This window comes from Mesorhizobium tianshanense (assembly GCF_007830515.1).
Classification (GTDB): Bacteria; Pseudomonadota; Alphaproteobacteria; order Rhizobiales; family Rhizobiaceae; genus Mesorhizobium; species Mesorhizobium tianshanense.
In genome coordinates, this window is sequence record NZ_VLKT01000086.1 from 1 (window position 1) to 20,068 (window position 20,068).

Consider the following 20,068-nt stretch of genomic DNA (forward strand, 5'->3'; position numbering starts at 1 on the left):
TGATCACCGCCCAGGTCCCGGTGGCCAGATGGCATGACCTGATCGCAGACCCCACCGTCGCCGACGCCATTCTCGACAGGATCGTGCACAACGCCCACCGCATCGTGCTTCAGGGCGACAGCATGCGAAAGCAAAAGGCCGCGCCCCTCTTGACCGGCACCGAAAACGGCGAAATCAATCATCCATGAACGCAACAAGGCACCCGAGGACCGACGCCGCCAGACTGTCCCGACATTAGCGAAACCACTGTCCGGGAATTAGCGGAACCCCTGTCCGGCTTTTGCGAAATGCGCACGCTGGCGTCGAGCAATCCTAGAATCTTCGCCAGTCGCCCCAATTTCCCCTCGTTTGGCCAAAGAGGCCGTCAGCGCCGCCGCACTGTGGGACTATCTTATCAATGTTCGGGGTATTGTTCTGCGTCAGTGTCCATAGTATGGTACGGCGTACAAGCGATGTATTGATTGCTCTACGCGTTGATGAAATCGAAGTATGTCAACATATTTACACTATTGCTCTACGAAGACGAGCTTCCGATCGGTCACCTCGAACGGGCGACGATGCGTGAAAGTATCATGCTGCCGCAGCCACAGACGGCTCGCCAGACAACAGTCTTTACGAGCGTCTTCGCCGCGAGTTTATGCTCGACGACACTGTAAAAAACCTTCTCCCATCCTGGACCCGGGACCAAATTCCCACATTGCCGGAATTTTGCGCCAAGGCATCGGTAGCCGCCCCGCTTAGGCTTCCAAAATCCGCCAGCCGGTGAGAAGAATGACCGAAACTCTCGGACGAGAACTGTTAATCAATTGCTAGGAGAATGCTCGCCTCACGCTGCGAGGTAGAGGCGATGACAGGCAACGTAGTTACACAACGCGACTACATGCGTAAGCTCGCTGTTGAACTGGGCGGAGACAAGAGCAAGGTGTGCGCCGCGTATGTGCAAGCCGAAATTGACGGTATCGTCTTGCGCAAGCGAAACGCCGATGACACACGGCCAGAAGACTATGCGACAGCCCTCTGGGCGGATGGCGTCAGGAAGGGTTGGCTCCCGTTGGAAGACGGTCCCGCCACGGATCGCATGAAGTCACTATCCGTGGCCGAACTGCTCGTGCTCCATGCACAGATAGGCGAGGAGTTGCGCGACAGGGGTGTGGTGCGCAGCGCCAACAATCCGACTGGCGATCTTGCCAAGTACCTTTTTTGTCGCGCTTTCGGCTGGCGACAAGCCCCGAACTCCGAACGGGGATACGATGCGATAGGGACAGATGGCACGCGGTATCAAATCAAGGGTCGTCGCATTCACCGCCGCAACAAGTCTCGTCAACTTTCCGCCATCCGCGACATTGAAGGGGGGCATTTCGACGTGCTGGCGGGTGTCCTGTTTGATGACGACTTCAATGTGGTGAAGGCTGCGCTGATCCCCATCGCGTTCGTAGTCGAGCGCTCCACCTACATCGCCCATACGAACAGCAACAAATTCATGTTGCGGGATGATGTATGGACTACACCCGGCGTCCGCGACGTTACCGCTGAAATTGTGGCCGCAATGCCATAGCCGTTGCCGGAGCGGTCTAAGAGTTACGGAAAATCCCATGGGCCGGGTAAAGCAAAAGTACAACCGACGCGAAGCAGAAAAGCGTTTCGAGCTCGTATATGAAGCCGTCGAGGGTGATCGATGCATCTATTGCGGGATGCCGAATGACGGCAAATCTGATCATCAACCTCCGGTGTACGTCCTTCACAGGTTCGCAGAAGGCGGGTTGGTCACGAAAAGGGCAATCCGGGAGCATTTCGGCCCATGCAAGCTGGTCCCGTGCTGTACCATCTGCAACATGGGACTTGGTGCGTATCATGGCTCCGACGACAATGGCCGAAGGCAGGAGATTGCAAACTGGTTTTTGGTGGATGACCGCTACCCGGAAGACAAGATCGTCTTGGTGGTAGGATACCGGCTGATCCAAGACCGTCTTCAAGGCAGGCGAGGAGCGGAGATTTACGAGTTTCCCGGTGTTGGCCGCATCATCTACATCAACGCCCTAACCGGACTGATTGAAGGAGAGTTCAGCGGTCCCGCCGAATTTCCAGAATGGTTGCAGGTGACGCAATCCGAACTGGCGGAGTGGCTACGGGGAGCATCAAGACGCAAGTCGCGGTACTTTCTGGATATGGCAAATCTGGCAAGCTACGAACTGTTGCCCCATGCCCGCGACGATCCGCGCGGGCAGTTCGAGGCTCAACAATCGTCAGCGGTTGACGGCAACTGATACTCGCCGAGGTTCGGTGACGCGCATCCAACGCGCGGCTGGGGACAAGAAGTCGGGCATTCCCCCAGCTACCCGCCCCTGCCGTGGCGAGGGCATCGCTGGAGGCTCTGAAAATTGTACATCGGCCTCCATCACGATTGACGTGACTTCTCGAGATGCAGGGTGACGCAGGACCGCCCAAGCATTAGCTTTCCCTGGGCAGGTTTGAGGAGGTCAACGTGAGAATTCACGGCAGCATAATTAGAGGATGGGAGTTCTTGGCTGAGGACGAGGCGATTGATGCTGCGATCGACAAATACGGCAAAGACCGGACGACGTCGGTTGCGTATTGTGCGTTCGAGACGCTTGGCGATCGAGGTGGACCCGAGCATCGGTTTTGGTTCGACTTGTTTCTAAAGCTCGCAAAATCGGATCACGTGGGTTGGGCGTAGGACCCAGCCCCAGTTCTCCGCGTCCCCTCGATGCTCCCCACAAAACCAAACAGTCTGCTGGCCATGTGGGAAACCCCAGCCGCCCCATTTGGTGCAGCCCGGGCGTTCGCGAAAGTGCTCGAGTAATCTGTACGGCGGGGTGCCGTCGTTGGTAGTGACGCGGATGCTGCGCGTTAAGGTCAAGCGCCACTTCGGGGTAGATCGGTTAGGCTAAAGCCTCTTGCTTGCGTCGCCGCTAAGCCAGGGCCCGCGTCACTGATGAGCGCACCCATCGCGGCGAGGTGCTCGGTGAAGCCGTCAACGAACCGCCTGACCTTCAATGGAATGAAGCGGTTCGACGGATAGACCGCATGCACGTGGTGCGGCGCGTAGTGCCAATCTGGTAGCACATATTCGAGCCGCTCTTGGGCGACGAGAGTGTCAATCAGCACGGAATGGGGACCCCGGATCGGCGCGCAAAAGGATTTTGCACGCCGATTCACACGGGTCACGGCGTTTGCATACATGAGGCTCCTTTCCTTTAGGCCCAGTGTCTGTCCGCAAACCCTCTGTGTCCGAAGGTGGACAAGAATGTCGGAAGCCCGACTAAAAGGCCGAGAGGGCTAGGCCGCCGGTACGGGGAAGGGCTGCAACGCAGATGGTACTCCAATTCGGCACGCATCTTGCTTCGATGATTCTGTCACGGCGGACGGCAAGGCAGATCGTGGATTGGCCGCAGAGCGGTTCGTGATGAAGCCCTTCGCGCGGCAGCTGCGTCGAGTTCCTTGATGGCGGCTGTGGTGTTGCGCTCGAGCAGCGCGTCAGTACGGGCGATCGAATACTATGTGCGAATACTACGCTGGATATTTATCGATGAGAGATGACAATGCATGGCACGCTCCTACATCGTGAACATAAGCTTCCTACTACTTGCTGCACTACACGTCGTCTCGAGCCTCATCATTCGTGCAATTGGATAGACCAGACGCGCGGCAACCGCGGACATCAAAAGAACAGATAGGATCTTCCCATGACCGCTGGCGCGAACGAATCAACTGCACGTCACCCGTTTGCTGGGAATACTAATACCGCAGGTAGTCGCCTAGTAAATGATTTGCCCGGCGGATACTGGCAACATGACCTGGTGGACCATGTCCTCCTGGTAAATAACTATTTCCCGCCAAATACTCTCCTCGAAGCACTTAGGACCGCTCTACCAAAGTTGCTTGCCTGCTACCCCTCGCCGCATCAACAGATCGCAAAAAAAATTGGGGAGCTCCTTGGGCAGGATCCTAATCGACTCGTGGTGTGCAACGGTGTTGCCGAGATCATTCCTGTGCTTCTCAGAGGGCTTGGTCTTCGTATCGCCGTTCCAACCCCTTCGTTCAACCCCTACGAATACACAGCGCTTCCCGGTCACCTAGTCCGATTTCCCCTCAGTGCCCCGTCGTTCGATCTCGATGTCGACGAGTTCGCGAGCTTCGTCGAGAAGACCGAAGTTGATGCGGCAATTGTAATCTCCCCGAACAATCCGACGTCAAGGGCTGTCGGAAAAGAAAAGCTGGTCAAATTGGCTACGCGCCTTGGAGAGTGCGGAAAAATGCTTCTCCTTGACGAGTCGTTCGTCGAGTTTACCGACATGAGCCATCACGACAGCTTGGAATCTGACTTGGATACTCTCAGGAATGTGACTATTCTAAAGAGCCTTGGAAAGATATATGGTTCATGCGGTCTACGTGTTGGCTATCTTATCTCGTCAAATACTGCCTTTACAGAGAGGTTACGCGAATTTCTTCCGATCTGGAATGTGAACTCCCTTGCAGAATTCTTCCTCAGTAGGATCGGCTCGCTCCGCTCGGAAGCAGAGGCGAGTTGGACACAGGTTCGAGCCGACCGCGACAATCTATTTGGACTGCTCTCCTCAATCCCAGGAATGATCGTCATTCCGCCTCACGCAAACTTCGCCTTCTGCCGCACGCCGGACGAATGGCCAGACGGACCGGTTCTGGCCGATGTGCTCCTCAAACGACACCGCATTCTTGTTCGGCACAACGGAGGAAAAACAATGGGCGAGGGTGGTCGCTATCTACGAATCGCTGCGCGTTGCACAGCTGATAATCAGCGCCTCGTCGATAGCCTACTGGAGACGGCAGCAGAATTATAGGCCGTGGCGACGAGTCCTCATAACGACTTTCTGCCGGAGGCCAGCTTGCCAAGCGTGTGATCTCTCTTGAGGAACAAACGCTAAGCCATTGAACTTCTAGGAACAAGCTATGCGAACCTTAAAGGTGTGTATTTGTGGCGGCGGGCGAACCGCTCATCTGTATGCTGCTCTGTTTTCGCATGTCACAGACGTGGAGGTTTCGGTTTACACGCAAAAGGCAATTGAGCTTTGCGCCACTATGCCGCCCAAAGGACTTTTGGCTGTCCTTCCCGATGGAAGGGAGTATCAAGGTCGCCCGCAGAATATTTCGAACAATCCTTGCGACACGGTCGTCGGCGCGGAGGTTGTGATCTTAGCTGTTCCAGCTCATGTAAGGGCGTTCATACTGACCTCGATAGCCCCTTTCGTCGATCGGCATCATCCTGTCTTTGTCGGGGCCATTCCGGGCAATGCGGGTTTCGATTGGCTAGCCGATAGGATGTTGCCACCAAACGTCGTGATCTGGGGAACCAAAGATCCCCCGTACACGGCATATGATTTGGTGCATGGCATTTCCGTAGCGGCCGGTGGCGGCCCACGGACCCACGTATTCGCTTGTCACAAACAAGGCGCTGGCAACCAGGTTGGCGAGCTACAGCACATACTTGAGCATCTTTTCCAGGTTGATTTTATCCTCGCCAACAGTTTTCTCGAACTCACGCTGGCGTTCGGCAACCCGGTGCTGCACTTGCCGGCGCTCTACGGTCTTGTCGGCCCGCATTCGGATAACCCGGACGCCAAGTTCACTGGCCAGCAAGGCTGGTGGCGCGACCTGACCGAACTCGGCGCTGCCTATATCGAAGACTGCGCCGCCGAGCAGTATCAGCTCATCAAAAGAGTGAGAGCCGAACTCGGGTGCAATCTTGCTTCCTTAACGCCGCTGCGTGACGACCTTCTCCGAAATTATCAAGATTTTATAGCCGACGGCTCGAGCCTTCACACCATCTTCAAAACAAATCGAGCCTTCAAAGGAATGGTTCCCTTAGTACGCGCTGGTAATGGCATTGGGTTTGAAATCGATTTTTCTCATCGAATTTTCTATGAGGACACCCATTTTGGGCTGTCACTGCTCGTCGCGATCGCGCGTCGATTGAACGTTGACATGCCTCGGCTTGAGGAGATCGCCGCCTGGGCTGAGACGCTCAGCGAGCCGCTTTTTGGCAGGGCAACGGACTATCTCCCGCCGGATTTCCCACAGAACGCTAGCGACATAGCCGTTCAGCATAATCAAGCTCCAATCGTCGCTCAAACAACTAGGAACACTCACGTATACGATCAGTGATAAGTCTTGTATCGGAGGTACACTATGCGCACTTTACTCGGAAAGACATCGAATGACTTCTCGCGCGTCGCGCCGGCGTACGTCTTCAGGTATCTGTACTCGCTCGAAGTCATCGATCTCCTGAGAACGGCGAGAGGCGCACCCAGCGGAACGTTTGCAGACATCGGTGCGGGCACCGGGACCCTAACCAACATGATTGCCTGGGCGGGCTGGCGTGGGCTTGCAGTAGAACCGAGCAATGAAATGCGCGACGTGGGAACGAAGGCCGTGGGCGCCGCACAGGATGTTTCCTGGCAGGCGGGCACTGCGGAGGCGACGGGTCTTCCAGACGCCAGTATCGACTGGACCTGGATGGGCGATGCATTTCATTGGACGGATCACAAGTGCGCCCTGCGGGAGATACGGAGGATTCTAAAGCCGGGTGGCCAGTTCACGGCGATTTGGTGCCTGCGCGATCTTGCCAACGATGCGTTTCAGCGTGAGGTCGACGGAATAGTCAGAAGCATGATTCCGGGCATTCGGCGCGTATACGAAGATATAGAAGAATTGTTCCCACGCCTTCCCCAAATATTAACGCTTAATACCTCGCTTTCCCGGTGCATACACGTCGAAGGTTGGCACAGCGAACTGACAACTAGGGAGCAATATCTGAACATGTTCCGCCTGTCCTTCGATATTCAGAGTCAGGCCGGGCCGGAACGATGGACGAATATCATCGGTGCGATTGATGAGCTTATCGGAGATCGTCGGAGCTTAAATCTATCTTACAACACTCACAGTTGGACAGTCGAAGCAGTTTAGGCAGGTTCCACGGCGAGCGGACCGGGCGGCCAGCCGATAATTTCCACTCGTTCGCAACCTATTCGATAAGTCGCACTGCTAAGGTTAGCGCCCCTGCTTCATCTAGGACGATCGATTTTACGTGCCCGATCCTGGTCTAAGGAGAGCGGGGATGGCTGCGGCCGGAACTCATCAAACTACAATTCAAAACACTCTAATATTCATATGCTTGGGTCATGTCATTGTCCAGTGTAATATGGCAATTCTAAATCTTGCTATTTATCGGATCCAGATTGAGTTTGGTGCGTACGTTTCTTCACTGCAGTGGATCGTGAATGCATATATGCTCGCCTTCTCAGCCCTTCTTCTATCGGGGGGTACGCTGTGCGATCGTCTCGGTTTGCGACCAACGTTTCTTTGGGGTCTCGGCATTTTTGCCTTCGGTTCTTTTGGCACCGCGGCGGGCACAACTATCGCATCTCTTGTCGTCTCCCAAGCGCTAGTTGGTACAGCATCAGCGCTCATTATCCCATGCTCCCTTGCGCTCATTGCCAGGGAATGTCACGGAAATCCTCGACTCAGAGCACGCTCGATCGCAATCTGGACCGCCGTGGGTGGAGCGGCAGTAGCGCTTAACCCGGTAGTGGGCGGCTACCTCATGACGATTGCTGGATGGCGGAATGCGTTTGCCGCTGAGGGTACTCTGTGCCTAGTAACAGCCCTCTTCGCGTCACGCTATATTAGCACCACAGCGAGAAATGACAACGCGCGGTTCGATCTTGTTGGGCAAGCATTCGTAGCCCTCACGCTCGTGGGTTTTATCGCGGCCGCGATCGAGGCGGGGCGGCGTGGCCTCGTGGAACCGCTGGTAGTCGGCTTTCTTCTCTTGGCCGTCACGTCGGGCGTGTCGGCCTTTGCTATGGGACGGCGGCGAGGCGTAACCGTATTGCCTTTGGAGCTTTTCGGCCGAGCGGGGTTCACGGCCGCTATTGCCGTTAGTAGCGTAACAAATGTAACGTACTATGGCGTCGTGTTTGTGCTTGGTCTCTATTTCCAGCGACAGCACGATTATTCTCCAGCGGAAGCAGGTCTCGCTTTTCTTCCGTTCAGCTTGGCCTTCGTGTTGGCAAGCATCGGGGGCGGTTGGCTCGGCAGCGTATTTGGTCCGCGCCTACCACTCATCGTCGGCTTAGCGGTCGCAGGCATTGGGCACTTTGCGCTTTACATCTACATGTCGGTGAGTTCAGGCGATCCGAGCATTGTCGCCTTCCTCCTTATTCCCGTCGGAATGGCGGGGCTGATTGCGCCGGCTGCGACCGACATTCTTTTAGGGAGCGTACCGCTCGACCGCGCCGGTATGGCAGGTGCCTTCCTCAATACTGCCAAGCAAGGAACAGGCGCTATCGGGGTTGCCGTTTACGGACTCGTCGCAACTGGTGGGTCAGAACGACTACTTGAGGGATTGAAACTCTCGTTCCTGACTTCAGCGATTTTGTTTTTTCTTGCACTCGCAACGTTTCAACTTTTCATGGGAAGGACTGCCCGATGACAACTACATGCACCGAGTTAGTTCGTATGCACTTGCATCTTTGAATGCGGGGGATTTCTCGTGAAAATTAGCGACGTTATTTTTGCAACCGGCCAATCTGCGTATTTCCACATCGATTTTGCGGCGGTTCGGTTGGGGCGCGTTGTCGACGGCTTTACCTATAAGGGACCGGTTACGACTCCACATTTCAGCTCTATCGTCGAGCCAGCGAAGACGGTCTCGGTGGTATTAATACTCGATGACGGCCAAGTAGCATTCGGTGACTGCACTGACGTCGTTTACTCAGGCGTATATGGCAGGGATCCCATTTTCCTCCCTTCAATGCACATGGACCTTCTAAATGGTGAAGTTGCGGGCATGTTGAGAGGCCGGGATATCACGTCCTTTAAAGCAATTGCAGAGGAATTTGATTCCCACAGGCATCGTGGCACGAAACTTCATATCGCGGTGCGTTACGGGATCACTCAGGCGATTCTCCACGCCGTTTCGCTCATTGGAAGAGAGACGATGGCGGAGGTGGTAGCACGAGAATACGCGACAGGTGTTTCGACGGTTCCTATTCCGATACTTTCGACTGGTGAACTTGACGATCCAAAGCACCTCGACCGCATGCTTCTTAAGCGTGTGGATCTGCTTCCGCACTCGTACTACCAAAACGCGCAGCAACAACTTACCGCTGGCGCCGAAAATTTGTCTGAGTACATCCGGTACGTGGCGACCCGCATTCTGGCCATCGGTGATACAGGATACCAACCTCGCATAGTTGTCGACATGGGCGGAACATTGGGCGATCTGTTTAACAACAACGTTCCAGCGATTGTGGCGTGTCTTGGCCGCGCCGCGGAAGCGGCGAAGCCCTTCGACTTACTTATCGAGGGGCCGGTAACCGGCGCGACGCGCGACGAACACCTCGCGCTTTTCCACGAAGTCCGTGTGCAACTAAGAGCGGCAGGGGTCAACGTGCCAATTATCGCGGATGAGTGGTGCAATACGCTCGACGACATCAGAGCGCTAGTTGCGGCCGACGCAAGCGATTTCGTGCAAATCAAAATGCCCGATCTCGGGGGCATTAATAATACGATCGAGGCGGTTCTTTATTGCAAGGAACACGGCATGGGTGCGTTTCTAGGGGGAAGCTATAACGAAACGGATCAATCTGCACGCGTCTCGATACATATCGCTCTTGCGACTCAACCAGACTTCATGGTTGCGAAGCCGGGTCGCGGTGGCGATGAAGCGCTCATGATTCAACGCAACGAAATGTCCCGTAGCATAGCTTTGATACATCATCGAAGCATCGGTAACCTCGGCCGAGGTCGTATGGGCTGACCTATGCTCAACCACCGTCTGGTTCATTCCAAACGCGGTGTAAGTGGACTTGAGTTGTCGTCCCGCCGCCGCGATTGGGATCGGTGGGCTGCCCGTGTAGATGGGCGAATAATTCATTTTCGGCTTTTCGGCACTCAACGAGCCCGCTGTACGTTGGAGCCCGGCATGTGAGGAATCCGCCAGGCAGGTTGGTCCGTTCGAGTGACAACCTCACGAGCCAGTCCACCTCAATGTCGCTGCCGACCCGATTGGGCTGCCCAAATAGGATGGTATCGGCGACGATCCCTTGCTGCTCAAGACCACAGCTGGTCGACGCACAGGTCCACATGGTGGGTGGAGCGCCAGCCTATCCGATCCGAGCAGGAAAGCCAAAGCCTACTGCCTACGGCCGCCTACGGCCGACCGGCTCATTCGGGTCTCTACCCACTCCGACGTCGATTTCGTTCCGGCGGTTCTGCAACTTCGCGTTCGATGGCGGCACGCCGACGAGACGACGCTGTGCCACATCCGGCGAGGCAGCCAGCCCGCAACACGACCGCGCCCTCTCTCAAACCCGCCCTCAAGCTCTTAACCACACCTTGTCCGACAGCGATGCAACCAAGCGCATTGGTTCGGAAATCCTGTAGGGAGAACGTCCTAGTCGCAAGTCGCAAAGCGTAGCTGGGCCTGGTCGATTCCCAACAGGCGCTTCTGGTGCCCCCTCGGATCACCGATTCTTTGCTCAGCCCTTTCCTCGGTGCTCAGGGGACACGACCCCATCATATGAAACATGAAGTTTCTCCGCAAAAACCGTGCCACCGTCACAAATCTGTAAACGTTCCTACCTATTTAAGCCGTCATGGATTTGATGGGAGCCTCAGGTGTATCTGATCAAAAACTTAAGTCCTATTATGAAAAGGCATCATGTTATCCAGGTTTCTGACCTACACCTGAGCGAGATTCGCGCGTACAATCAGCACGGGTGGGAGTCTTGCCTCTCGTATATTGCGCACGAGAATCCCGATATAGTTGTATCAACGGGAGATCACGCGCTTGACGATCCGGATTGCTTAGAGGATCACATTTTCGCTAGATCGCAGTTGGATCGAATTACTGTTCCGTGGTCAGCGGTACCCGGAAACCACGATATCGGCGACCTGAACCCCAATCCCTATCAAGGACAGCACGTCAATCACGAGCGGATCGAGCGCTACTTAGGAGTATTCGGCACAGATCGCTGGACCCGCGAGCTCGGCACATGGCGCCTGATAGGTCTCAATGCGTTCCTCCTTGGCAGCAACGTGCAAAGAGAGGAGGAGCAATATGACTGGTTGCGCGAGATCGTATCGCGCGATCGGACACGCCCACTCGCAATTTTTCTTCACAAGCCGCTGTGCGTGGAAAGGCTCGATGAGGACAGTTCACCTAATATTTGCGTGGTCCCGGAGGGTCGCAGCCGCCTGTTAGCCGCGCTTGGAGATGCCAACCTCCGCCTCATAGCGTCCGGCCATAATCATCACTACCGCAGTTTCGTAATTGGCTCGATCGCTATGGTTTGGGCACCGAGCACGGCGCAGATATTGCGTATGCCGCGATCTTTTCGTGCATTGTTGAAACCAGGCGTCGTCCACTATTGGTTAGACGACGCAGGTGGCATCGAATTCACCCTCGCCGAACCGCCCGGTATCGTACCCAACGACATTACCGACCTCTTGGCACGCTACGGTGCCATGCGAACTGTCCCACACCTCCCCTTGGAGTCCCTCGGCGAGGATGCAGGGCGGCTACTCATGGCGTGATTGGGCCGGCGGGCAACAAACGCCAAAAGCAAAACACCCCCAAGTGTCGGACACTCGGCTGTAGCTCCTCAGACCGGCGTTAGCGCGGGTTGACCCCGTCCATCGAACGCCAACTTAGAAAGGCATTTCCTCATGCAATTTTGGCTTCATCGCTTACCTGCTTTGGCTGGCGCCCTAGCAATTGCCTCCGCGCTCTTTGGGACGGGGGCTAGCGCTCAGGACCGCCCCAATCTCACAATCGCTGTGAACTCCCTCGGGTCGAAGATGGACCCTGCCGATACGCCGCTTGCCACGGAATTGCGGGTCTACGGTTCGGTTTTCGACAACCTTATCAGGCGGGACTACAAAGCCGAGAGTCTTGATCCATCGAAGGGTTCTATTCTTGTTCCGGCGCTGGCGACGGCGTGGAGACGGATTGACGGCCGTACGGTCGAGCTTGATCTCCGCCAAGGCGTAAAATTCCACAACGGAGACGAGTTCACCTCCGATGACGTTGCCTTCACCTTTTCCTCGGAGCGGATCTTTGGTGAGAGTGCAATGCTCCCGTCGGCCAAAGCGTTTTTTGGATGCTGGAAGCCTGCCGAAGTCGTTTCCCGCTACAAGGTGCGAATTTTAAGCTGCGAGACCAATCCGACAATCGAGTTGAAGTTAGCGCATTATTCTGCGGCGATCGTCAACAAGCGCGCATATACGACAAAGGGACAAGCGGCGTTCAAACGAGCACCGATCGGTACGGGACCGCTGAAGTTCGTCGAATGGAAAGACGGCGACCATATCACATTTTCGGCTTTCGACGACTATTTCGGCGGGCGCCCGACCTTCAACACGATCACCTTTCGGGAGGTTCCTGAGACCGCAGCCCGCGTGGCCGGACTGGTCAGTGGGGAATTTGATCTGATCACGCAGATCACGCCGGACCAGTTCGCGACGATCGAGGCAACCACTGACCTCCACGTGTTGCCGTCCCTACTGGATCAAATGCAACAGCTCTGGATGGTAGCCACCGAGCCGGTCGTTGCGGACAAGCGAGTTCGCCAAGCTCTAGCGCTCTCAATAAACCGCGACGCGATCGTCCAATCAATTTGGAATGGAAAGACGAACGTTGAGAACCAGTTCCAACTACCCGCCCTTGGTGCGTTGTACGATCAAAACCGGCCAGGATTTAAGTTTGATCCCGATCGCGCACGGAAATTGCTCAAGGAAGCAGGATACTCGGGCGCACCTGTAACGCTTCGGGTGCTGGCAAATTATTACGTCAACGGCGAGACTGTCATGCAGGCCATCCAGGCTATGTGGCAGGCAGTCGGGATCAACGCCAAGCTCGAGATCGTCGAGAACTGGTCGCAGGCTTTCGCTCCAGGCCGTGCGGCCGTGATGGGGGGGTGTGGTTTCGAATTCGCCGCACCGGAAGCCTTGGGGTCGTGCTTCTTCGGCAATCAATCTCTTACTCGCCAACGTGGCTTTCCGAACGGTGTCCCAGGACTGGATGCCCTTGCCAATAAGCTTGCAACGCTCGACGAGGACAGCCGAAGGGGAACTTTCCAGGGTATTCTCGATATCCTCAGCGACGAGGTTCCCGCGTTTCCGCTCTACCGGACGCCACAGTTCTTCGCGGCGAAACGCAGTATTCTTTGGTTGCCGACCGCAGATTACAGAACGGACTTCCGGCCAGACAATCTCGCCTTTGCTCGAGCCGCAAACTAGGGGCCGCGCTAGTGTCGCTGATTGAACTTAGTTTCGAAGAAAACGGTCGGGTTCTGCGAGGTATCGCAGCACCCACTCCTTCGGCAACACCCTACGGCAACGACCTATTGCGCATCGAGAATTTCAGCGTTCGGCTCCCGGGCCGTCATGGCCCTATCCATGCCGTCAGGGGCATTTCGCTTAGCGTTCGCGTCGGGGAATGTTTGGGCATCGTCGGCGAAAGTGGCTGCGGCAAGAGCACTCTTTGCTCGGCGGTCCTGTCGCTCCTACCGGATAACGCGCAGATCGAGGGCCAAATCCACTTCAATGGATTGGACGTGCAACGCTTATCGTCCGAAAAGCTCGCGCGTTTGCGCGGCCGAGAGATCGCTATGATCTTTCAGGATCCGATGGGTTCGCTAAACCCTGTGCGCCGAGTCGGAACCCAGATTGCTGACAAGCTTATGGTTCACAAAGGCTTGTCGCGCACGACAGCGCTTGCGGAAGCGGTGAGACTTCTCGACCTGGTACGGATGCCTGCCGCGCGGGGACGTTTGAATGATTATCCTCACGAGCTATCGGGTGGAATGTGCCAACGCACAATGATCGCCATGGCGCTATCATGCCAGCCGAAACTTCTCATCGCAGATGAGCCTACGACCGCCCTCGACGTTACCATACAAGCTCAGATTCTGACCTTGCTGAGTGACCTCCGCCGCGAACTCGGGATGGCAATCATCCTCGTCTCCCACGACCTTGGTGTCATTGCCCAAACCTCGGATCGAATTGCCGTTATGTACTCCGGCGAGATCGTGGAAGAGGCCGCCACCGAGACCGTATTGGATCGGCCGAGGCATCCTTATACCCGCGGCTTGATTGATGCGTCACCTGACATCAATCGAGTGGCAGACACGTTGGTCACAATACCGGGCAGCGTAGCATCGCTTTCGGAAGCGCCGGTCGGTTGCGCCTTCGAGCCTCGCTGTCAGGCGGCGCAACATAAATGTCGGAAGGTGGCGCCCCATCGCACCACTACGTCGAGCGGGGCCGTCATAGCATGCCATTTTCCTTTAGGGATGAGCGAATGAACCCGGCTTCATTATTGACAGTAACGGCCGTGTCGCGGTCGTTCGCGTCGGCGCGCGGATTGTTCGGGCCGAAGGCACGCATGATAAAGGCAGTCGATGATGTAACGTTTTCCATTGGCCGCAAAGAAACGCTCGCACTTGTAGGCGAGAGCGGATCTGGGAAATCGACAACTGGACGAATTGCTCTCGGGCTCATGAAGCCGACGAGTGGCACCGTTCACTACGAGAACGAAGACCTATTCAAGCTTGGCGGAGCTGCCTGGCGGCAGTCTCGACGCAACATGCAGATGATTTTCCAAGATTCGGCCGGTGCTTTGGACCCTCGGATGCCGGTTGGCGCTCAGATAGAGGAGGTTCTTTCCGTTTATGGATTGGCCGGCGGCAAGAGCGCGCGCCACAACCGCGTGGTCGACGCGCTGGATCGGGTTGGCCTTGGCGGAGCCAGCATCGAGCATCGGCTTCCTCGCGAGCTATCAGGTGGCCAGCGGCAGCGCATCGCTATTGCCCGGGCCTTGGCGATGCAGGCGAAGCTAATCGTGTGCGATGAGCCGGTTTCCGCGCTCGATGTTTCGGTGCAAGCTCAGATAGTGAACCTTCTAATGGAAATGCAACAGGTATTCGGCTTGAGCTACCTGTTCATCTCCCATGACTTACGAGTCGTGCGGCATATTAGCCATCGCGTTGCTGTCATGTACCTCGGTCGTATTGTCGAAATCGCTTCCACGGCCGACATCTTCAAGAATCCCCATCACCCTTACACGCAAGCCCTTCTGGCGGCGGTGCCTACGACACGCCGGCACCATCCCTCAGCCGGGCCATTGCTCGGTGGCGAATTGCAGGATCCAGCATCGGCATCGTCTGGCTGCCGATTCCAAGGACGCTGTCCGTTCTCCCGCGACATTTGTCGGTGGGTTGAGCCCGCGTTGGTGGAAGTTGGCCAAGGACGCCAGGTGGCCTGCCACCTGGCTGTGCGGGCAGACACTGAAGGCGGTGGCCGCGCATGAGCGCTCGATTCCTGATTGTGAGAACTCTTCGGGCCCTGCTGACTCTGATTCTCGTCGTCACATTTGTTTTTCTGATGCTTCGCCTCGCTGGCGATCCGATCAAAATGCTGCTGCCCGAAGACACTCCCGCAAGCGTCGTCGAACAGTATCGCGCCCGCTGGGGCATGGATGCACCGATTTATGTTCAGTATATTCGGTATGTAGCAAGCGTTCTGCACGGAGATTTTGGCATGTCCTTCCGCGACGGACGTCCGGCGCTCCAAGCGGTGACTGAGCGAATCCCCGCAACGTTGACGCTTGGTTTCGCGGGACTGGCCGTAGCGCTTCTTGTCGGCTTGCCGGCAGGCATCGCCGCAGCAGTGATGCGAAACTCCATTGTCGATCGTAGTGTCATCTCCTTCGCAGTTGTCGGTCACAGCGTCCCAACTTTTTTCTTCGGGATCTTGCTCATTATGCTGTTTTCGATGTCATTGCGGTGGCTTCCGAGTTCAGGAAGCGCAACCTGGGCTCACCTTGTTATGCCGGCGCTGACTATAGGACTGTGGAATGCAGCAACACTTGCGCGTTTCACGCGAGCGTCAATGCTGGATGTACTGTCACAAGCATATATGAAAACGGTATTAGCGAACGGATTACCCTCGTCATGGCGAATTTTACGCTATGCCCTACCAAACGCCGCAATTCCTATCGTCACAATGCTCGGACTCATTGTCGGGCAACTACTAAGCGGTGCAGTAATCGTTGAAACGGTTTTTGCTTGGCCTGGTATTGGCCGGCTCACGGTAACCGCAGTCGCAGGACGTGAGGTCGCTGTAGTGCAGACCATCGTCTTTCTCTCGGCGCTGGCCATGGTGATGGCCAACCTCCTGGTCGATCTAATTTACGGCTGGCTTGATCCGAGGATCGGCTCGAAGACGGGGGGAATGTCGCGATGAAAGAGCAAGCCGCTACAGACCCGATCGGTCGCAGGACGACTTTCGCATCAACGAGACGGCTCCCAAGTCTCGTGATCGCGGGCGCAATATCATTTCTGCTGGTCGCGGTAATGAGTGGGGCGCTCGCAGACATTCTCGCGCCGCAAGGCTACAATGATCAAAACCTACTCATCCGCCTCAAGCCGCCATCGTTCTTGGGTGGTCCGCACGGATACTATTTTGGAACCGACGAACTTGGTCGCGACGTGTTCAGCCGCGTTCTGTTTTCTCTGCGTTTTAGCCTGCTAATTGCGGTTACTGGAACTTTAGTAGGAGCGGGATTCGGCACACTACTTGGCTTTCTGGCGGCTCATTTTCAGGGTCTCTGGGAGGATATTCTTTCAGCGCTTGTCGATTTCCAGGCCTCTATCCCGTTTATGATCTTCGCCCTGGCCGCGCTGGCATTCTTCGGAAACAGCATATTCCTTTTTGTCATCTTGCTCGGACTCTACGGCTGGGAGGTCTATGCACGACTAGTTCGCGGTCTGGTCCTCTCTGCGAAAGAGCTGGGATACGTCGAGGCGTTACGCAATCTTGGTTTTCATCCAATCCGCATATACTCTAGGCATGTTCTTCCAAATATTGGCGGGGCGTTGCTCGTGCAGATTACGCTCAACTTCCCCGGCATTATTCTCCTTGAAAGCGGCCTGAGTTTCCTCGGCCTTGGAATCCAGCCCCCGCTGACAAGCCTTGGCCTGATGATCGGCAGCGGGCGCGAATTCATGACCACCGCTTGGTGGACTGCGGTCGCCCCCGGAACAGTGATATTCCTGACCGCCCTATCGGTAACGCTTGTCGGCGATTGGTTTCGCGACCGGCTGGATGCGATGCCTTCAAATTGAATTCAACTGATACGATAAACTCAGTCGAGAACGCTCGGGTGTGCCGCAGATAGGAGTAGCTAGACAGTGCTTGAACGAAAATCGGGAGAGGCGCTTTGGCGGCAAATTGGCGAAAAAATCGTCGAGGATATCTCCACCCAAGGTCTAGGTCCCGGCTCGCGTCTTCCGACAGAGCCAGAACTCGCATCCCGCTTCGACGTTAGCCGAAACACAGTCCGCCGCGCCATGTCGAGGCTCGAAGATGATGGCCTCGTTCGCATCGAACAAGGTCGTGGCACGTTCGTTCACGATGGGATCATCAACTATGAGATTTCGAAGCGAACGCGGTATTCAGAGAATCTGAAGCGTCAGGGCGTCGATCCCGGCAAGATATTGAAGCGGGTCGAGGAAATGCCGGCGTCGGACCAGGTTTCGCAGCGCCTAAAAATCAAAGCGGGCGATCGTGTGGTTGTCGTTGAGGGTGTTTCGTTGGCGGATGGTGTCATTATCGCGTTCGGGCAAATGTACTATCCGTCCGAACGGTTCCCTAGGTTTGCTCAACTTAAATTGGAGCAAGGGTCAAGTGTACATTTGAAGACCTACGGGATACACGATTATACCCGCCTTCATACCGCTATTACCACTCGCCCGCCGACCCACTATGAGGCGCGCGTGCTTCAGCAGCCGCGCTCCCGCTGGGTCCTCTGCACACAGAAGGTTGATGTCGACGAGACTGGACGCCCGATCTGCTACTCGGAATCCGTCTGGGCCGGCGATCGTGTGCAGTTCATCGTAGAGAGTGATGATGACGATACCGCATAGGGCCGTGCCGGCATTGTTAAGTCAAGACACAGCCCCCGCAAACACCCGTCGAAAATAGATGTCAGCTTGTCGTCTGGGTGCAGCGCAAAATTAGGACAGAACATGAAAATTGATAGCGTGGTTTGCTCCGGTGGCCGATCGGGTTACTTTCACATTGACTTCGCAGCTGTGAAGGCCGGCGCGGTGGCAGACGGGTTTATCTATCGTGGCAACCCGGAGACACCTGGGTTTGTCAACATCGTAGAGCCTGCTGATGCCGTCTCAATTATGTTGATCCTCGAGGACGGCCAGGTAGCATTTGGCGATTGCTGCGACGTGGTTTTCGCAGGCGTTTCGGGGAGAGATCCGCTTTTTCGGAGTAGCGAAGGGCTGATACAGCTCGAGGGTGCGGTGACAGATCGTCTGTGTGGTCAGCCTCTCTCCGAATTCCGTCGGTTGGCCAAAGAGTTCGACGATTTCGCTCTCGGCGGGCAGCAATTGCCCGTGGCGTTGCGATATGGGTTGACGCAGGCGATTCTGCACGCAGTCTCCCTAAATCACAAAGAGACGATGGCCGAGGTTCTCGCACGCGAGTATCAGACGTCAGTCTCAACAAGCCCCATCGCAATCTCTGTGAGCTGTGAGCCGCACAATACTCTGCAACTTGATCGAATGATTCTCAAGCGCCCAGAGATACTGCCACACACATACTTCACGGATATCGAGAGCGAAATCGGGTGGAATGGAGAGAAGTTGCTTGAGCATATCCGTGAAATCTCATCTCGTGTAGCTGCCATCGGCGGCGAGAGTTATCGACCAACCCTTCATTTCGATTTCTATGGGTTACTTGGCGACATGTTTGCTCAAGACATCGGTATGGTTTCCGCGTTGATCGGCCGGGCCGCTGAGGCCGCAGGATCACTTCAACTACTTGTGGAGACACCAGTGTTAGAAAGAACCAGAGAAGGTCAGATCGAGCGGATGAAGACGCTTCGACGTGAACTTCAGATATCCGGCATCAATGTAGGAATAATCGCCGACGACTGGTGTAACAATTTGTCTGATATTCGTGCATTTTGTGATGAGAAGGCCGCCGATTACATTCAAATCAAGATGCCAGATCTAGGCGGCATCAACAATTCTATGGAGGCAGTGCTCTATTGTAAGCAGCATGGGGTTGGTGCATTTCTGGGTGGATCAGCCAACGAGACAGATCAATCGGCACGCATATCCGTTCATGTTGCGCTTGCGTCAAAGCCAGACTTCATTGGATCAAAGCCTGGATTGTCAGGCGACGAGGCGCTCATGATGCAGACCAACGAAATGGCTCGCACCCTCGAACTTATCCGGAAACGAAGGCGGGCAGCGTTAGCGGCTTGATGCTGGTGCCCACAATTCAGGTAGGATCATTCTGATATTCGAAACTGTTGGCGGCTCCGGCGAACGCGAGCCGATCGAACCCGGTTCTGCCTATCGCTTGATCACCGGGCTCGTGTTTTGTGTACCCCTCCGGTGACGCTTCCGATTACCCACATCGTCGGCTTGATCCAATGGAGATGCCGAAGGCGATGTCGTGCAACCGGGTCATGCCGCGCCAGACGACCATATTGCCGGGAGGCGGATCATGGTTGCGGGCGAGATAGCCGCCAAGCATGGCAATTTGCAGCAGGTAAGCGGCGAGCGTGGGCCGTTGGAGGCGCGGTCGCGTTCGGGACGCGTCGATCCGGTCGAGCGCAGTGATCTCGGCGAAGGTGAGAACGCTGTCGGGCGCGGCGTCTGGCTTGGCGCGCGCCGACATAGTGATGAAGAATATGCGCTAGCCTGAATATCTCAAAGTGAGGGGTGCATCGGCCCCGAGAATCTGAGAAACTGCTTTTGCAACAAAGAGTTATCAGATCCAAGGACGGGGTCCGATGCAAACACACTGTATCTCTGACCAGCTCGAATTTGAAGGCTTCGACGCCCACAAAGTTGTCGCCGGTTTCGACGGCGGGGCGATCGGGCGATCACCTCGGATGCCGGCGCCTTGCTGCTTCGCCACGCCGACGGGGCTATCGGCCTTTTCGACCGGGTGGCCGCTTGCTTCATCGACCACCGCGATC

At 55.9% G+C, this 20,068-nt stretch carries 19 protein-coding genes and 1 pseudogene; 19 read left to right on the top strand and 1 reads right to left on the bottom strand.

The window, feature by feature from the left end; all coding sequences use genetic code 11:
• From IQ26_RS35875 to IQ26_RS35890, 4 genes are all read left to right on the top strand, one after another.
• A partial coding sequence (locus tag IQ26_RS35875; RefSeq protein ID WP_162458174.1) for an ATP-binding protein occupies positions 1–188 on the top strand: 188 nt, incomplete at its 5' end.
• A 659-nt stretch (positions 189–847) separates the two neighbouring features.
• On the top strand, positions 848–1,555 hold the full coding sequence (locus IQ26_RS35880) for a hypothetical protein (protein ID WP_240547417.1): 708 nt from the start codon (positions 848–850) through the stop codon (positions 1,553–1,555).
• Between the two features lie 37 nt (positions 1,556–1,592).
• On the top strand, positions 1,593–2,264 hold the full coding sequence (locus IQ26_RS35885) for a hypothetical protein (protein ID WP_145723123.1): 672 nt from the start codon (positions 1,593–1,595) through the stop codon (positions 2,262–2,264).
• A gap of 239 nt (positions 2,265–2,503) precedes the next feature.
• Positions 2,504–2,695 (top strand): hypothetical protein, encoded by a 192-nt coding sequence (locus tag IQ26_RS35890; RefSeq protein WP_145723137.1) that lies wholly within the window; start codon positions 2,504–2,506, stop codon positions 2,693–2,695.
• Between the two features lie 179 nt (positions 2,696–2,874).
• Here the strand turns inward: IQ26_RS35890 and IQ26_RS40135 are convergent, their stop codons facing one another.
• Positions 2,875–3,201, bottom strand: a complete 327-nt coding sequence (locus tag IQ26_RS40135; protein WP_208760289.1) for a type 2 periplasmic-binding domain-containing protein — start codon at positions 3,199–3,201, stop codon at positions 2,875–2,877.
• Between the two features lie 503 nt (positions 3,202–3,704).
• Between IQ26_RS40135 and IQ26_RS35905 the strand changes: the two genes are divergently transcribed.
• The 15 genes and pseudogenes from IQ26_RS35905 to IQ26_RS35975 all read left to right on the top strand — a co-directional run.
• On the top strand, positions 3,705–4,838 hold the full coding sequence (locus IQ26_RS35905; protein WP_145723124.1) for a pyridoxal phosphate-dependent aminotransferase: 1,134 nt from the start codon (positions 3,705–3,707) through the stop codon (positions 4,836–4,838).
• Between the two features lie 109 nt (positions 4,839–4,947).
• Positions 4,948–6,159, top strand: coding sequence for an NAD/NADP octopine/nopaline dehydrogenase family protein (locus tag IQ26_RS35910; RefSeq protein ID WP_145723125.1), 1,212 nt, complete (start codon positions 4,948–4,950; stop codon positions 6,157–6,159).
• A 24-nt stretch (positions 6,160–6,183) separates the two neighbouring features.
• A complete protein-coding gene (locus IQ26_RS35915) occupies positions 6,184–6,960 on the top strand; it encodes a class I SAM-dependent methyltransferase (protein WP_145723126.1) in 777 nt (258 codons plus the stop codon).
• A gap of 151 nt (positions 6,961–7,111) precedes the next feature.
• Positions 7,112–8,488 (top strand): MFS transporter, encoded by a 1,377-nt coding sequence (locus IQ26_RS35920; RefSeq protein WP_145723127.1) that lies wholly within the window; start codon positions 7,112–7,114, stop codon positions 8,486–8,488.
• 60 nt (positions 8,489–8,548) lie between these two features.
• Positions 8,549–9,817: a methylaspartate ammonia-lyase gene (locus IQ26_RS35925; RefSeq protein WP_162458175.1), complete on the top strand. Its 1,269-nt coding sequence runs from the start codon at positions 8,549–8,551 to the stop codon at positions 9,815–9,817.
• An 860-nt stretch (positions 9,818–10,677) separates the two neighbouring features.
• Positions 10,678–11,595, top strand: coding sequence for a metallophosphoesterase family protein (locus IQ26_RS35930; RefSeq protein ID WP_145723129.1), 918 nt, complete (start codon positions 10,678–10,680; stop codon positions 11,593–11,595).
• 264 nt (positions 11,596–11,859) lie between these two features.
• Positions 11,860–13,299: an ABC transporter substrate-binding protein gene (locus IQ26_RS35935; RefSeq protein WP_162458176.1), complete on the top strand. Its 1,440-nt coding sequence runs from the start codon at positions 11,860–11,862 to the stop codon at positions 13,297–13,299.
• Positions 13,300–13,310: 11 nt separating this feature from the next.
• A complete protein-coding gene (locus tag IQ26_RS35940; protein ID WP_208760290.1) occupies positions 13,311–14,366 on the top strand; it encodes an ABC transporter ATP-binding protein in 1,056 nt (351 codons plus the stop codon).
• On the top strand, positions 14,363–15,370 hold the full coding sequence (locus IQ26_RS35945; protein ID WP_145723131.1) for an ABC transporter ATP-binding protein: 1,008 nt from the start codon (positions 14,363–14,365) through the stop codon (positions 15,368–15,370). The genes IQ26_RS35940 and IQ26_RS35945 overlap by 4 nt, the downstream gene beginning before the upstream one ends.
• Positions 15,367–16,305, top strand: coding sequence for an ABC transporter permease (locus IQ26_RS35950; protein WP_145723132.1), 939 nt, complete (start codon positions 15,367–15,369; stop codon positions 16,303–16,305). Before IQ26_RS35945 ends, IQ26_RS35950 begins: the two co-directional genes overlap by 4 nt.
• Positions 16,302–17,186 (top strand): ABC transporter permease, encoded by an 885-nt coding sequence (locus IQ26_RS35955; protein ID WP_145723133.1) that lies wholly within the window; start codon positions 16,302–16,304, stop codon positions 17,184–17,186. Before IQ26_RS35950 ends, IQ26_RS35955 begins: the two co-directional genes overlap by 4 nt.
• 66 nt (positions 17,187–17,252) lie before the next feature.
• Positions 17,253–17,987 carry a phosphonate metabolism transcriptional regulator PhnF gene (gene phnF, locus IQ26_RS35960; RefSeq protein ID WP_145723134.1) on the top strand — a complete coding sequence of 245 codons (735 nt, stop codon included), beginning with the start codon at positions 17,253–17,255 and terminating at the stop codon, positions 17,985–17,987.
• Between the two features lie 102 nt (positions 17,988–18,089).
• Positions 18,090–19,346 (top strand): methylaspartate ammonia-lyase, encoded by a 1,257-nt coding sequence (locus tag IQ26_RS35965; protein ID WP_145723135.1) that lies wholly within the window; start codon positions 18,090–18,092, stop codon positions 19,344–19,346.
• 244 nt (positions 19,347–19,590) lie between these two features.
• The gene (locus tag IQ26_RS39350; RefSeq protein ID WP_156090975.1) at positions 19,591–19,791 is read left to right on the top strand and encodes a hypothetical protein; all 201 of its coding nucleotides are present in this window, start codon (positions 19,591–19,593) and stop codon (positions 19,789–19,791) included.
• Positions 19,792–19,879: 88 nt separating this feature from the next.
• Positions 19,880–20,068: pseudogene (locus tag IQ26_RS35975) on the top strand (IS1380 family transposase); the annotation flags it as partial.

What these genes read in the sequence shown, in the direction of transcription:
- IQ26_RS39350 (WP_156090975.1), top strand. Translation starts at nt 19,591, where the DNA reads ATGGTTGCGGGCGAGATAGCCGCCAAGCATGGCAATTTGCAGCAGGTA.
- IQ26_RS35955 (WP_145723133.1), top strand. Translation starts at nt 16,302, where the DNA reads ATGAAAGAGCAAGCCGCTACAGACCCGATCGGTCGCAGGACGACTTTC.
- IQ26_RS35950 (WP_145723132.1), top strand. Translation starts at nt 15,367, where the DNA reads ATGAGCGCTCGATTCCTGATTGTGAGAACTCTTCGGGCCCTGCTGACT.
- IQ26_RS35880 (WP_240547417.1), top strand. Translation starts at nt 848, where the DNA reads ATGACAGGCAACGTAGTTACACAACGCGACTACATGCGTAAGCTCGCT.
- IQ26_RS35910 (WP_145723125.1), top strand. Translation starts at nt 4,948, where the DNA reads ATGCGAACCTTAAAGGTGTGTATTTGTGGCGGCGGGCGAACCGCTCAT.
- IQ26_RS35905 (WP_145723124.1), top strand. Translation starts at nt 3,705, where the DNA reads ATGACCGCTGGCGCGAACGAATCAACTGCACGTCACCCGTTTGCTGGG.
- IQ26_RS35945 (WP_145723131.1), top strand. Translation starts at nt 14,363, where the DNA reads ATGAACCCGGCTTCATTATTGACAGTAACGGCCGTGTCGCGGTCGTTC.
- IQ26_RS40135 (WP_208760289.1), bottom strand. Translation starts at nt 3,201, where the DNA reads ATGTATGCAAACGCCGTGACCCGTGTGAATCGGCGTGCAAAATCCTTT.
- IQ26_RS35915 (WP_145723126.1), top strand. Translation starts at nt 6,184, where the DNA reads ATGCGCACTTTACTCGGAAAGACATCGAATGACTTCTCGCGCGTCGCG.
- IQ26_RS35965 (WP_145723135.1), top strand. Translation starts at nt 18,090, where the DNA reads ATGAAAATTGATAGCGTGGTTTGCTCCGGTGGCCGATCGGGTTACTTT.
- IQ26_RS35920 (WP_145723127.1), top strand. Translation starts at nt 7,112, where the DNA reads ATGGCTGCGGCCGGAACTCATCAAACTACAATTCAAAACACTCTAATA.
- IQ26_RS35935 (WP_162458176.1), top strand. Translation starts at nt 11,860, where the DNA reads ATGGACCCTGCCGATACGCCGCTTGCCACGGAATTGCGGGTCTACGGT.
- IQ26_RS35885 (WP_145723123.1), top strand. Translation starts at nt 1,593, where the DNA reads ATGGGCCGGGTAAAGCAAAAGTACAACCGACGCGAAGCAGAAAAGCGT.